Source organism: Candidatus Cloacimonadota bacterium, assembly GCA_011372345.1.
In the GTDB taxonomy this organism is placed as follows: domain Bacteria; phylum Cloacimonadota; class Cloacimonadia; order Cloacimonadales; family TCS61; genus DRTC01.
Genome location: DRTC01000634.1, coordinates 1 through 15241 on the forward strand (window position 1 = coordinate 1; position 15241 = coordinate 15241).

General features: G+C 35.2%; 14 protein-coding genes. All 14 read right to left on the reverse strand.

Translation table 11 applies throughout. From position 1 onward, the window contains the following. Positions 1-199: 199 nt before the first annotated feature. A complete protein-coding gene (locus ENL20_12155; protein HHE39305.1) occupies positions 200-1465 on the reverse strand; it encodes a serine--tRNA ligase in 1266 nt (421 codons plus the stop codon). A gap of 1 nt (position 1466) precedes the next feature. Then, on the reverse strand, positions 1467-2234 hold the full coding sequence (locus tag ENL20_12160; GenBank protein ID HHE39306.1) for a triose-phosphate isomerase: 768 nt from the start codon (positions 2232-2234) through the stop codon (positions 1467-1469). Positions 2235-2245: 11 nt separating this feature from the next. Next, a complete protein-coding gene (locus ENL20_12165; protein HHE39307.1) occupies positions 2246-3232 on the reverse strand; it encodes a hypothetical protein in 987 nt (328 codons plus the stop codon). An 88-nt stretch (positions 3233-3320) separates the two neighbouring features. Continuing rightward, the gene (locus ENL20_12170; protein ID HHE39308.1) at positions 3321-4223 is read right to left on the reverse strand and encodes a tyrosine recombinase XerD; all 903 of its coding nucleotides are present in this window, start codon (positions 4221-4223) and stop codon (positions 3321-3323) included. A gap of 193 nt (positions 4224-4416) precedes the next feature. Then, the gene (locus tag ENL20_12175) at positions 4417-4644 is read right to left on the reverse strand and encodes a hypothetical protein (GenBank protein ID HHE39309.1); all 228 of its coding nucleotides are present in this window, start codon (positions 4642-4644) and stop codon (positions 4417-4419) included. A gap of 2 nt (positions 4645-4646) precedes the next feature. After that, a complete protein-coding gene (locus ENL20_12180; protein HHE39310.1) occupies positions 4647-6377 on the reverse strand; it encodes a hypothetical protein in 1731 nt (576 codons plus the stop codon). Positions 6378-6511: 134 nt separating this feature from the next. Beyond that, a complete protein-coding gene (locus tag ENL20_12185) occupies positions 6512-8260 on the reverse strand; it encodes a sodium-dependent transporter (GenBank protein HHE39311.1) in 1749 nt (582 codons plus the stop codon). Positions 8261-8333: 73 nt separating this feature from the next. Continuing rightward, on the reverse strand, positions 8334-8483 hold the full coding sequence (locus tag ENL20_12190; GenBank protein HHE39312.1) for a hypothetical protein: 150 nt from the start codon (positions 8481-8483) through the stop codon (positions 8334-8336). 269 nt (positions 8484-8752) lie between these two features. Then, positions 8753-9742, reverse strand: a complete 990-nt coding sequence (locus ENL20_12195; GenBank protein ID HHE39313.1) for a tetratricopeptide repeat protein — start codon at positions 9740-9742, stop codon at positions 8753-8755. Positions 9743-9779: 37 nt separating this feature from the next. After that, positions 9780-10754 carry a type II toxin-antitoxin system HipA family toxin gene (locus ENL20_12200; protein HHE39314.1) on the reverse strand — a complete coding sequence of 325 codons (975 nt, stop codon included), beginning with the start codon at positions 10752-10754 and terminating at the stop codon, positions 9780-9782. Continuing rightward, positions 10751-11074, reverse strand: coding sequence for a phosphatidylinositol kinase (locus tag ENL20_12205; protein HHE39315.1), 324 nt, complete (start codon positions 11072-11074; stop codon positions 10751-10753). Before ENL20_12205 ends, ENL20_12200 begins: the two co-directional genes overlap by 4 nt. Before the next feature lie 2 nt (positions 11075-11076). Continuing rightward, entirely contained in the window at positions 11077-11283 is a 207-nt protein-coding gene (locus tag ENL20_12210) for a transcriptional regulator (protein ID HHE39316.1), read from the reverse strand. Positions 11284-11453: 170 nt separating this feature from the next. After that, positions 11454-13028 carry a tetratricopeptide repeat protein gene (locus ENL20_12215; GenBank protein HHE39317.1) on the reverse strand — a complete coding sequence of 525 codons (1575 nt, stop codon included), beginning with the start codon at positions 13026-13028 and terminating at the stop codon, positions 11454-11456. A 147-nt stretch (positions 13029-13175) separates the two neighbouring features. Next, positions 13176-13670: a hypothetical protein gene (locus ENL20_12220; GenBank protein ID HHE39318.1), complete on the reverse strand. Its 495-nt coding sequence runs from the start codon at positions 13668-13670 to the stop codon at positions 13176-13178. Between the last annotated feature and the right edge of the window lie 1571 nt (positions 13671-15241).

Below are 15241 nucleotides of genomic sequence, written 5' to 3' on the forward strand. Positions count from 1 at the left end.
AATATATCTCCTAACTCTCTCTCTTTACACTTCTATCTTATCGCTATTAAGGAACTAAAATACATACCTCTATAAAAAAGGTTTGCTCAAAATTTAAAATACCATTTCTATGTCAATTAAAAAAATTGAATTTATTGGAAAAAATCTATAATGCAGATTCAAGATCAGATAAATTATATCTATAACTCTATATTATAAACTAAATTACATCAATATCAGGAAGATAAGGTTTTAAAACATCAGGAATTGAAATTGTTCCATCCTCATTTTGATAATTTTCCAGAAGAGCTATCATTGTTCTTGGAGTTGCAACTCCCGAACCATTTAAGGTATGAACAAATTTGACTTTACTATCTTCATCTCGAAAGCGTATGGAAGCCCTTCTTGACTGAAAATCTTCAAAATTACTGATCGAGGAAACTTCTAAATATTTTCCTGTACCCGGAGACCAAACCTCAATATCATAAGTTTTGGCAGACGCAAAACTCAAATCTCCGGTAGCGAGTATAACCACTCTGTAATGCAAACCGAGAGCAATTAAAATATCTTCTGCATCCTGCAGCATTTCATCTAAAACTTTGTAAGAATTATCCGGTTTAACGAATCTAACCATTTCAACTTTATTGAATTGATGGAGACGCTGTAAGCCCTTTGTATCTTTACCATAAGAACCAGCTTCTCTCCTGAAACAGGGACTATAAGAAACATATTTTTGCGGCAACATCGTATATGGAAGAATTTCATCGGAATAAATATTCGTAACGGAAACTTCCGAAGTTGGGATCAGGAACATATCTTCTTCCTCGATTCGATACATATCCGCTTCTAATTTGGGAAGTTGTCCTGTTCCGGTCATGGTTTTTCTATTTACAAGGAAGGGAGCACTGATCTCTTTATAGTTGTGGTTTTGAATATGGAAATCAAGCATGAAATTAATTAAAGCCCTTTCGAGCATTGCTCCATTACCTGTATAAATTGAATGACCGGTACCAGCAATTTTACTGGCTCTTTTAAAATCAAAAAGGGCTTCAGCTTTCCCAAGTTCAAGATGATCTTTAGGAGTAAAAGTAAATGCCTTTTTTTCACTAAAGGTCTTAACTAATGAGTTAAAGGATTCGTCATTTCCTATGGGTACATCAGTATGTGGAATATTAGGGATCGTAAGAAGAATTCTCTCCAATTTTTGAGAAACATCAGAGAGTCTGGAAGCAATTTCTTTTATTTTTCCGGAAATATCTGTCATCTGAACAAGTAGATCAGTGACATCTTTTTTCTGTTTTTTTAGAATCGGAATGTTTTTCGAGACTTTATTTTGCTGACTTTTCAGATTATCATATTCAAATTGCAGTTTTCGTTTTTTCTCATCGATATTCAATAATTCATCAACATCAGCTTTCTCATTTTTATGTTGAATTGCTTTTTTGATAATTTCAGGATTTTCCCGAATGAACTTTAGATCGAGCATATTATTTGTTCATCTCCACTGCCGTATTTATTATATCTATGAATTTTTCCACATTTAAAGATGCTCCACCAATCAAGCCACCATCGATATCAGGCTGTTTGAGTAAGTCTTCGATATTTTCAGGAGTAACACTTCCACCATAAAGGATGGAAGTTTCTTCTGCAACCTGTTTTGAATAATTATCTCGAAGCCAGTTTCTGATCAAGTTGTGAATTTCCTGAGCCTGCTCCGGAGTTGCGGTTTTTCCTGTTCCAATTGCCCATACAGGTTCGTAGGCAAAGAAAATCTTATCGATCACTCTGATACCTTCTAAAGCATTCTGCAATTGTTCCAACACAATTTTCTTTGTAATCCCTGCTTCTCTTTGATCCAGAGTCTCTCCAATACATAAGATTACATTCATATCATTATTCAAAAGCGTTTTAGTTTTCTTATTCACAGTCTCGTCAGTTTCATTAAAATATTTTCTTCTTTCGGAATGACCGACCAGTGAATAATCAACATCAATAGATTTGAGCATGGGTGCGGATATTTCTCCGGTAAATGCACCAGCGTCATTTTCATGGATGTTTTGCGCTCCGACAATGATCTGGCTGTCGTTAGTTATATCATTAGCAACTTCGAGATAAATAGCGGACGGAAAGACAATAACAACGACATCGTTCAGATATGTTTCATCTGCAAAATCGGTTAATTCTATAAGAAAATCTTCAACTTCATAGAAGAGTTTATTCATTTTCCAATTAGCAGCAATAACTGTTTTTCTCATTATTTCTCCGTTTATTCAGATGCTATACTTTTAATGTATCCTTTGGCAGAGCTTCCATATTTTGAATCATTGATAAGTTTCACAAAATCTGTTTTGGCAGCAGCTTTATCTCCTTTATCATAATTGATCAAGGCACGATAATAAATAGCATCGGGGCTTTCGGGTTTGTTCTTCAGAAGGAGTTCGATATTTTTTGTAGCTTTATCATATTGTTTGGTTTCATGATATTTGGTGATCAATAGAATTGTCAGGTTCTCATCATATTTGAGGGCATTTGCTTTTTCATAATTCTCTGTCATTTTGGAGACATTTTTCATACCTTCATAAAGTTTTCCGAGATTTTTGTAAGCTTTAATCAATTTACTCTCTTTAGGTTTAGTCTTGATGAAATCTTCATAAGCATCGATCGCATCCTGATTATTTCCCAATTCCTTATTTAGGATCGCGATATTTCCCAAGACGGAAGCGTCCTGTTTCAACTCGTATGCTTTTTTGTACCAGATCAGAGCATTTTCTTTATCTTTTTTATATTTTTTAAAATTAACAGCAATTGATTTTCGAGCTTTGTAATTAGGACTTTGCTGATCAAAATTCATAAGGATTTCATTGGCTTTATCAATGTCGTTAAGGTGTTTTTTATAGATAATTGCCTGATACTTCACCAGGTCATAATTACCAGGTGAAAGTTCCAATCTTTTATCAAGGATCTTTAGGGCATTAGTGAAATCTTTACCCTGATAATAGCCATTAAAAGCAAGTTCATACCAGCGGGAAATTTTTTCCTTATCTTCAGGAATGCCATCTTTCTGCACAGCTTCTTCGAGTTTGCTGATCGCATTTTCAAAGCTTTGTGCAGCTTCTAAATATTTCCCGTCATTATAAAATTTTTCCCCTTCTACCCCAATTTCATTAGCGATTCTTTCCAATGGTTTACCTTCTGCTACCAGGATAAAACCGATCGTAAAAATTATGATTGTGAGTGTAATAAGCTTTTTCATTTTTATTCCTCCAATATTTTTATTAGTCTGCCAAATTTTATAATTTTCTTTTGATGTCAATAATTCTATCAATTTGACCAAAAAAAAATCATCCTCGCGGATGATAAAGACGATGTTCTTTAATGATAAAATTCCGATCGATATTCGTATATATCTGGGTTGTGTTGATACTGACATGACCGAGAAGTTCCTGCACGATGCGCAGATTTGCACCGGCTTCGAGCAGATGTGTTGCACAGGAATGACGAAAAGTATGGGGAGAAATATGTTTTTTAATTCCTGCTTGTAGAGATATTTTTTCAATAATTTTCCAGACACCCATTCGGCTCAACTTCCTGCCGAATCTATTGAGAAAAAATATATCGGTTTCGTTATCTTTTTTCAGTTCCGGTCTACCCTTTTTATAATAATTTTGAATGAAAAACAGGGAATTTTCAGCAACCGGAACAATCCGCTGTTTTCTGCCTTTTCCCATCACACGCACAACTTTCTCATTCCAGAAGATATCATGCAGGGAAAGTTCCAGTACTTCAGAAATCCGCAATCCGCTGGCATACATCAGTTCCAGCATGGCTTTATTACGAAGTCCAAGAGCATCGCTGGTTTCGATATTATCTAATAAATGCAGCATTTCGCGAACAGAAAGAACATCCGGTAATTTTCGGGAAATCCTGATCGCAGGAATCTCCTCGATATTCAAAGAAATAGAGACTTCTTCCTCTGCTAAAAATTTGAAAAATGCTTTCAATGAGCTTCTTTTCCGGGCAATACTTGTATTGGAAATACCAATTTCCTGCATAGAGACGAAATAATTTACAATATCATTTGAATTTATCTCTTCGACCTTTTTGCTGGAAACAATTAGCAAATTCCTTATATCATTTAAATAACTTTCAACAGTGTTGGGTGATAAACCTTTTTCGACTTTCAGATGAAAAGTAAAATTATGCAGATACGACTGGTTGTGTGGGGAGAGTTCTTTATTGTTCATCAGGTTGCTTTTTTAATAGTGTTATTGTGAGATTTCTTCTTGCTGTTTCTATCGAAGCAATCTTATATCTGTGAACTTTCCTAATCATAAGTGAAAGAATTCCTTTGTTTGATGCATCGGAAAGAGATTGCTTCATAATAATTCCCTTGAGAGAATCCAGCCAAAGGCTTGTAAACCTTGCAATGACAATTTATCAATCATCATCTTCAACGGTAGGCTTTTCTTTCAATTTTATTTCTTTGTCAGGATCGAGTCCATCGATATTATCTTTTGCTTTTCTCTTTCGAAATAGATATAAAATGATTATAAGAGGAACGACAATATACCAGAATTTTATCCCGAAGCGAAAAATAAATCCGAAGAAGCGGAAAACAACTATTAAAATGAAAATAAAGATTAAATTCCTGATGATTGGATGCATAATTATATGCCTGCTGTTTTCTCCAAAAGGTGTCTGAATTCCGGAGAAAATACAGATTGCGGATTCATTTTTAAAAAATCGGTGATGAATTTCTCCCGTTTGATTTTTTCTTTGGTTAGGGAAGCTAATTTTAATTGTGCATATTCGTTGATAACTTCACTCTCATATTTATATGAAAAGGCAGCTTTTGCTTTTTCCTGATCATTATTTTCTAATGCCCATTCTCCAATCAGGATCAGAATTTCTTCCTGTTTCGAATCCTCAAAAAGTTTAGAGAGGATTTTCAAAGCTTCATCATACTTAAAAAGTAATTTCTTTCGATATGCAGACAGAAATTCAGATTTCACATCTTCACTGAAATTTGTTATCAGGATCGTTAGTTGCAAAGCATCATTTGTCAGATAGCTTTCCGGGAGATTAATGACCAGTTCACCAAGCAGACTATCAGCTTCAGGATTATTTTCCATCGTTGCGATCAGAAATGAATAGTAAAAACCGAGTTTGTAAATATCAGAAGAAGGATCTTCGTTCTCCAAAACTTCATTTACAGCGATTTTGCTTTCCTCGAACATTTCCGACATGATCATAAAATGGATGATCTGGAAATCAATCTCTTTTTTTTCTTTCTGATTATAAGCAAATTCTTTTGCTTCTTTCATAAATTGCAGAATTATCTCTTTATCTTCGTCCTGCCTGATGGCGATGGTTGCTAATAATTCCCGGCAATAACGATTGGCTTTTGTATGAAAACGATATTTTTTTGCTTGAATTTTTTTATCATCATAAACTTGGAGAAGAATATTTTTTGCTGAAATCAAGTTGTTCTGATACATATAAATTTCAGCGATCCGAATTTTTACATCTGCGATAAAAAGAGGATCTTCCAATTTAAGAAGGAGCTTTTTGTAAGCTTTTTGAGCAGTTTCATAATCTCCAGTAGAGAAAAACCTGTCTGCAAATTCAATAAGACGCTCATTTTCCAAACGATCATATTCCATGAGGGCTTGTTCAAGATTTCCGATTTCAGCAAGACATAAAGCATAGATCTCGATCAAATGTTCATTTTCTTTTTTTTGAGCAACATAGTTCTCGATAGCTTTAATTTGAGATTTATCCTGGAAAAGGATTTTCTGCAATTTATTCAGAACATAATGGAAATAGTCGTTGTTTTTCTCGAGATGTTTGAGAAATTCTTCGACAGCTTCCGGAAACTGCTCCATGTTCTGATATGAATTTGCCATTTCGAGTGCGAATAGAAAATCATCTTTAGTAAGATCTCTTGCTTTTTGCAGGATTTTCAAAGCGTATTTATCCTGTTTAGCTTGTTGGAAGATCAGTGAGAACTTACTGTAATAATTAATATTTCCCGAATTTTTTGAAAGAAAGTCCTGCACCATTTTATAAGATTGTTTTATTTTTCCATTTCTTAAAAGTATCTGGATCTTTAAACTTAAATAATCGCTTTCAGGACAGATATTTTTATGTTTCTCCAGGATTGTTTCAGCTTCTTTCAGTTTTGCAGTTCGCAGGTAATTGATGATCAATTTCTCTAAAACACCAAATTCTTCCGGAAATTTATTTAGTAATTCGAGATAAACTTCATTTGCTTTTTCAAATTGTCTTCTTTGCGTGAGATTATCAGCTTTTTTTTCAAGGATCTTCAGTTCATCGAATTGAGAAAACAGGAGTGATGATATTGCTATTAAGATAATTACCAGAAAACTGAGTTTCATAGAATTCCTTTTTTCCATTTAAAATTCCAATCATGTTCGTGAAAGGAAACTTAATTTAAGTTTTTATTCATTCCTTTTTAAATCTGTTTCGACTTGTCGTTCCTAACGAATCGAATCGTTATAAATTTCATAATCTATTTTTCCGGAAAAGCTTCCTTTGCCCATTCGTCTCTTTTTTCATCATCTTTGATCGAAATGATCGTGAAATAAATTGCTCCTCCAATCAAAGTCAGGAAAATATAAGCTGCAACAAAAAAGATGATCAACGGTTTCAAAGAAACAAAATAGAAGCTCAGAATGATAAAAACAGCCAGAATAAATCCTAAAATGAGAATAGAATACAAATATCTGTTAAAGCGTTTAAACCCGATATCATTGATAAAAGGACTTTTTGGAATTGCAACTTTTTCAGATACGATTTCTCCTTTTTTACCGACGCTTGAAAAGATCATCGCCAACACGGGAAGACATAAAACAACTCCCCAACCTGCAATGAGAAGGGCAGCATTGGGATAATTTTCATACCCTTTTGAAATTAGTTTTATGGTTTCAGATATGATCAAAGCAAAGATGATAAGCGGAAGGATTAATTTGATCAGGTAATTCCATAATTTTCCAATCTTGATCTCCGAATAGGAATTGGCATATTCCCTGAGTCTATCCAATTTGAAAAACCAGCCCAGAACAATGCATTCGACCAACACAACAGCACATAATCCGAAAAATTCGATCCATTTGTCAACAATGTCCAGCCAGAAAAGTCCGGCTCCGGTCGTGAATATTAAACCAACAATTAATCCGGCAAGAGCGACCGTAATATTAGATCGTTTTATGCCCCAGCCAAATTTATCCCGCACAGAAGAAGAAACAGCTTCCAGCAATGAAAAAGCGGAATCGATTGCCAGAGTTAACAGCATAAGGAAAAAGATAATTCCGAAAATACGGGCAAACGGCAGGTTATTAATTATGGTCGGATAAGTAATGAAAGCAAGTCCGGGTCCTCCACTGAGAACTTTTTCTACGGCTTGTCCGCTGATGTGGGCATAATAACCGAGAGAACCGAAAACAGCAAAACCACCCAGAAACGAAGTTGCACAATTGCTTAAAGTGATGATGATGGAGCTGTTGATGATTTCCGCATCTTTCTGCAGGAAACTGGCGTAAGCGATCATAATTCCAAAACCTACGGAGAGCGAATAAAAAATCTGTCCGTATGCTGTGATCCAGACACTTGGATTTAACAATTCTTTAAAATGCGGTTGTAAATAATATGTGATCCCGACCAGAGAACCGGGAAGTGTTACTCCTCTGATCACAAAAACGATCAGCAGCAACCAGGGCAGAAAAACAGTTACATAAACAACTTTAGATACTGTTTTTGCTCCTTTCCAAACTGCTCCGACAATCAGTATCCAACCTACGAGCAGGGAAATTAAAATCGGTAATCGAAAACCTCCAAGATGAAAAGGATTGTCTGTTAATCCCAGAAAGTTGCTGAAGAAAAAATCTTTGGTGTTTTCTCCCCATGCCTGGGTAAAGGAAAATACCGAATAATTCAATCCCCAAGCCATTACTACAGCATAATAGGAAACAATGACAAATCCCACAAAAACTGCCCACCAGCCGACCCATTCAAATTTCTTTCCTATTTTCCGAAATGAAAGGGGAGCAGCGAGTTTAAAATGATGTCCCAAACTGAGTTCCATGATCAATAATGGAATTCCAGCTGTGATCATAGCAATAATATAGGCAATTAAAAATGCTCCTCCGCCATTCTCATAACATTTGAACGGGAAACGCCAGATATTTCCCAAACCGATCGCAGAACCGATCGCAGCAAGAATAAATGCTCTTCTGCTCGACCAATTTTCTCTTCCTGCCATTATTTTTTCCCTCCTCTCTTTTTTTTATTGAGATAAACTGAAAAAACTGAAATAAACTGAATATTATCTTAATTTAATTTTCAATCATTATTGCTTTCAATCGATCATCGAACAACTCTAAATATCTCTTTTTTGCTTCCTCACTCAAATAAGAATTTTTTATCCATTCATAAACTTTATCTTTTTTCTTCATATATTCTTCCAAAAATCTTTCTGCTCTCATTTTTTTATTATAAAAAATTCGGCAAGTTTTAAAAATCGATTTTTTTATAAAAACCGTTTAATTTTAAAACTTTCTGTTTCATGATCCTTGAAAAGATCAAGAGCCATTCCGGTTTCAGACGGGAAATGAATAGCAGTATTTATCAGATCGTAGGCAGGAGATATTAAAAAAACTGCAACCTTTCACTCTCGTGCAACTCACATAGAACTTATCCCAAGATTCATCATCTCCTGCGGAGATGCCCGAGCTTAGGACAAGTTTCAAGTTTCCTACCACTTAATTCCTCTCTTTCTTAATAAATCCTGCGACTCTTTATGACCCAATCGGGCTGCTTTCTGAAATGATTCGATCGCTTTTTTTGGTCTTTTATTTTTCTGAAAATGCAAACCTAAAGCATAATAAGCAAGCGGCAGTTTGGGATTTATTTCAATCGCTTTCTGGAAATTTGCAACCGCTTTTTTATGATCACCTATCAATTTGTATGCTTGTGCCAGACCTAAATAGGCTGCGGCAAAATCCGGTTTTATCTTTAAAGATCGATTTAATAAAACAATCGCTTCCTCTACTTCCCCTTTTTTACTTAAAACCGCACTTAAACCGACCAAAGAATGAGTATGCTCGGGATTCAATTCTAGAGCTTTTCTGAAATTAAATTCAGCAACATCGATATTTCTGGAATACATCGCGTTTTTTCCTTTTTGAAAGAAATCTTCCGCTGAAAGTTCGTTGCTTTTCTGCTTATATTCGTCCCTGATATTCCCTTTTTCCAATTCATCTTTAGTTTCTGCCAGTTCGTTTCTAAGTCGTTCAATCTCTAAAAGTGCTGCTTCCGTATTCTTTTGAGATTCCTCTAATTCTGCTCGATATTCATCGTCGTTGATAGCATTATCCAATCTTTTAAGGACATCGTTTTCATCGACTTGAATTTCCGCTTTTATGTAATAAATTTCACCATTCCAGGTTTCTTCGAGAATTTCAGTTTCCGTTATTCCTGCTGAAATTATTTCGATCTGTTTGGAAGTAAGTTCCCGTACTTCACCACTCACTTCGATTTCTTCATTTTGCACGGTAGCGTGAACATACATTCCGATTTCTTCGAGAAGTAATCTCTTGACCTGTTCCAAAGCAATTGCCCGAGAAGTAATCTTGCTGTCCGCTTCACTCGCTTGATATGTATATTCTCGTATAAATGTTTTAGAATGAAGAATTTGAAAAAAGATACAAATTAAAAATAAAACATGTATTATTTTTTTATTCATAACAAAACCTCTTCATAATTTATTTCCCAATATCTCTTTAATCCGAAACTGCTTTAACCCGATCATCGAACAACTCTAAATATCTCTTTTTTGCTTCCTCACTCAAAAAAGAAACTTTAATTAAATGATAAACCTTCTCTTTCTTCATCACATATTCATCCAAAAATCTTTCTTCCCTCATTTTTTTTATCATAAAAAATTCGGCAAGTTTAAAAAAATCGATTCTCTTATAAAAGCCGTTGATTCTATAACTTTCTGTTTCATAATCTGTAAAAAGGTCGAGAGCCATTCTACTTTCCTTCGGGAAGTGAACAGCTGTGTTGATAAGGTCATAAGCAGGAGAAAGAACAAAATCACCATAATCACTTTCGATCAATGAAAAATTCTTCAAATGAGCATCACCATTGGCAAAAACATAATCGAAAAGGATTTGCTTAAAAAGTTTCTCAATCTCTATTCTACTCGCATTACAATAACGATGAACGATTTTACCAATTTCTTCATAACTGCTATCATACTTAAAACTTTCTCCGGCTGTTTCAGGTGATTTATTCATCAACTGACAAAAATCCTCCTGCAAGAATTTATCTCCATTTCTACGATCAAATCTTTTGGAAATATAAGCATACTCTCCATCCGAAAATTTGATCAAACCATTTTCTGCGGTATTTATCTGAAAAACCTGTCTTGCAATTTGCATTGTCAGATGTTCATTGGCAGGAACATCATTGTTCAATTCTGGAACTCGGTTTATGGGAACAGGCTTCAGAATGTAAGTTCCTTCTTTGCCGGTCGGTTCCAATTTATCGTCTTTTATCTTCAAAGAAATTTTATCCTGAACACCGGAAATGGAAAATTTATCAGCAAAATTTCTCCTGATTTTGATAAATTCGTTTTTATCGAAATCGAGAACTGTTTTTACTCTTTTATCTCCATTCCACAATTTCTTGATGCAAGCAGGACAATATCCCTTAAGAGAAATCGATTTCAAACATCCAAGACAGACTTTCATTTTACTTCCTTGATAGTAATTCCACCGATAGTATCTGAATTCGTTGTTTTCAAAAGTCTTGTGAAATGATCGTTCTCATCAATTTTGAGTTTTTGACATTGGATCTCTTTGGTCATTCCTTCAGCTAATAATCCATAGAAAAAAGAGAAAAGTTTTCGGGATTTATATTCTCTCTTTTTTTTGGGAAGCGTCAAACTTATTGCTTTTTTGTTGTGGTCAGAGTAATATTTCTCATCATATCTGAAAACATATTCATCGCCTTTTTTCTCGATTTCTCCTGCCAGAATCCCATTATTAAACACACAACCTTTTTGTGACATTATCAGATTCCTTTTGGTTTTATCTGAAGTTCTAATCCTAATATATCCAGTATTTTAATTAAAGTCTGAAAAGTCGGATTTCCTTTTCCGGATTCAATATCACTCAAAGTATGATGAGCTATTCCCGAAATTTCACTAATAGATTTCTGGTCGATATTCAGATTTTTCCTACGCTTTTTTATAATCTTTCCCAATTCTTTTTTATCCATTTTTCCACCATTTTCATTTAACTGAAAATCAAGGGCAAAATTGAATTTCATTACACATTAAGCAAGCATTATTTTCGTTTAAATGAAAAAAGAAGTCACTTTTACGAATGATTAGTCTTTTTTTGTTTTGAGTCGTCGTCGCTGCACTACTTACGACTCGAATATTCTAATTAATCTACATTCCATTTCTCATCGATTTCTTTCAGATAATCCTGTGCCGGTTTGAAACCGAGTTGAGCTGCTTTTTTTGTGTATTCCAGGTCTTTATCGGATTTTCCTAAATTCCCGTAAGCTATTCCTAAATTATAATATACTTTAGCATCATTCGGATTGATATCGATGGCTTTCAAATAGCTCTGAACAGCCATTTCATCATTCCCGAGATTTCCATAAGAAACTCCCAGATTATAATAAATACCAGCATTATTAGGACTCAGGAAAATCGCTTTCAAATAACTATCTATAGCTTTCTGATCTTCTCCGATATCATCATAAGCAACTCCGAGATTAAAATGAATATCCGAATTATGGGGATCAATCTCGATCGCTTTTTTGAAGCTTTCAATCGCTTTTTCATAATTCTGCATCTTGCGATAAGTAAATCCCATATTAAAATAGGCACTGGCAGAACCGGGATTAATATCTACTGCTTTGAGGAAACTCTCGATGGCAGTATTATAATTGAACATTTTCATATAAGTTATCCCGAGATTATTATAGGCAATAGCATTTTGAGGTTTATATTTTAGTGCTTCATAAAAACAATCTATAGCTTTTTCATAATTTGCTTTCTTCATATAAGCAATTCCCAGATTGTTATGGGAATTGGGAAATTCCGGATTTATTTCCAGAGCTGTTTTGAAATACTCTATTGCCGAATCATACTTGAAATCTTTTAACAAGATTACTCCAATCTGATTATAAGCAAAGAAATTATCAGGGTCCAGGATCAGCGCATCTTCATAATACGATATCGATTTATTGGGAAGCGTTGTGACCGTACTTTCTTTGATCTCAGAAGGCTCAATATTCTCGATATCGATAGTTTCATCATAATCACCGCTGTAAACATTTGCCCAGCTTTTGCTCCTGAATTCCTGATCATAACCGAATTCCTCTTTCATCGGTTTTTTTAAAAATTTACTGATCTTACTCTCCAGTTCTTCCAATTCATAGGATATACTTCCCTTCAAAAACCATTCTTCAGCAGTTAATTGTCCGCTGAGTTTTTTATATTTATATAAGAGAAGAGCTTTAGAATCCTCATCCTCGATAGCTGAAATATCGGATTTAAGAGTTTCGATCTGGGAAAGAAGATCTTTTGATTCGAAGTATGCTTGCTCCAGTTCCATCTTTTTTGGGGGATCATTGATGATATCGCTGATCAAATCCAAAATATCATCTTCATAAATTTTTATCTCTGCTTTTAAAGACAAAACTTTTTCATCCCATTTATCGATCAGGATCTTGGCAAAACAGAAATCAGATAAGATATAAGCCAGCTGTTTGGAAGTGAGGTTTTTTAATTCTTGAGGAACATTTTCGTATTCTTTATGAATATTATATTGGAGATTGATCCCGCCGTCTTCCAGAAGCAGGTTCTTTAAATGTTCAAGGGCTATGATCCGTACTTCTTTTTCTTCCTCGAAATCAGCTGCTGTATATTCAAATTCTTTAATGATCGTCAAAGCATAGATTGAGGAAATTATCAAAAGAAAGGTTATTATAAAAAAGTTTTTTTTCATGAATACTCCCTTCTAAACTTGCCAAATTTTTTTAAAATTTGGCAAGTTTAAACCAGTTCAATTATTCCAACCATTCCGAAGGTCAAGTAATCTCCTGCGGAGATTTAGAAAGATTTCCTCCGTTAGAAACCATTCGGAAGGTTTTTGCTAATCCGCCTTCTCATTCAGAAGTTTCAGATATTCTTTGATCAACTCCTGATACTCCTTGGGAAAGGATTTATAATCGTCGTCCAAAAGTGCTTTCTTCCTCATTTTGTCAAATTTTAATTTTATCTCTTCCGGGAGTTCCCAATTCTCGATTTCACTGATCTCTGCTTTTCTCTTTTTTGTGAATTCTCTTTTATGAATTGACTTTTGGGCATCGAGTAGCCTGGAAAGTATTCGTTCCTGTTTATCGATCAGGCTACTATCGATCTTATTGTTTTTCAGGTTGCGGGAAATGCTATCCATATCTTCGATGATCTTATTCAGGGTGGAAGTCTGTTTCTGGGCTTCCGGATTATTCTGCAGCATCCTTTTCAAATTCTCTGCCAAACGCTGTTGATCTGCTGCCAGACGATCTGCAGTTTGTCTCATTTCATAAGTCATTTTTCCGTCCTGACCTAATTGCTGCATCAGTTCTTCGGTCATCATATTCAGCATCAGCTGCTGTTCTCCCATTTGCTGCAAACCTTGCATCAGTTGCGAAGATGGTCAGCCGCCACCCGAAGTATTCTGCTGCATATTCTGCTGAGCCTGCATCAGATCATAGATCATCAGGTTGATCCCTTTCTGGATACCGCTCAAATATGATCTGACCTTATGTTTCCCGGCATCATTAATATGCTGGAACAATTCCTGATAAGTTTTGGATGTAAAATTCGCATCATAAACGAACTTCGGACCAAGGTAGAGAACGATCATCGGAGTGCTGTAAAGTTCTTTCAGGGAAAGATTCATCCCTTCGAAATTTGATAATTGTTTGGGAACTATCTGGAAAGGATCATTCGCATATTTTTTAGAGGATTCTTCGTGCTTTTGAGAAAAGATCAACAACCTTCTAATCGTTTTTTGCAGGATCTCGCTAATTTCCATCATGGAACCGCTGGACATCATTTGTTTCATATCGCTCAATTTTTTGGTCATTTTTTTCATTTTGGAAGAAGCACTTTGCTGTGATTTTTGAGCTTTCTGCATCTGGCTTTGCTGCAGACTTTCCATACTTTCCTGCAGATCATTGGAAAGACTGTCCTGCTCCATTTGTTCCATTAATTCTTCCATTGCCTTTTTGATCTCTTCATCATCTTTTTTGTCGAGAAGTTCATCTGTTTTTTCTAATTGTTCTTCCAGGTTTTCCAATTTTTCGGAGATATTCTGCTGTTCTTTAGCAAGCTGCTCATTATCTGCTTTCTGATTTTCAGTTCTCTGATTAAGATTTTCCTGCATTTCCTCCATTTCTTCAGCTATTTCCAATGCTTTCTGGAGAGCTTGTTCCTTCTTGATATCTTCTAACAACCTGATCGTCTGTTCTAATTTTTTGGAAAAATCTTCCATCGAAAATTTGAAATCCTGCATTGCTTTCTGAAGAACATCAGGATCGAGTTCTTCCATTTTCTGACGCAGTTCTTCCATTGCTTTTTCCATTTCTTCATTGGAAATCTCTTCCATCAACTCCCGGATCTTTTCCATTTTTTCGAGAGTTTCTTTAGATAAAGCCCGGTTGTCTTCAAATTTCTTGATCAACTCCTGGTAATCTTCAGCAACATTTTCGATCTCTTTATTCAATTCTTCCTGTTTTTCCAGAAATTTTTCCAATTCCTGTTTATCCTCCCAATCGACTTCCTCTTTTTTCATCAATTCCCGCCGCTTCTCCTCGAATTTCTCCTGCAGTTCTTTGGAACGCTCGAGCGTATTTTCCATCAGTTCGGATTTAAGTTCTTCCTCTCTTTCAATCTCTTGATAAATTTCCTCGATGGAAGGAAAACGAGCATTATATTTGCGGCTCGATGCTTTTTGCTTCTGCGGGGAATTATCGTAAATCTCCAGCCAGTAAGTTATATTATCTCCGGGAATGAGGAAAATGTCATTCAGATCAAAAACATAATCGAGATCGAGAAAATTTCCGTTGATCCTTTCTCTGATCTCGACTGTAGTTTCCGTTTCATAATTGACATAATAATGTAGGGAAAGATCCATCAATCCAAAATCATCCGCAGCAAAGATCTCCAGAGGGA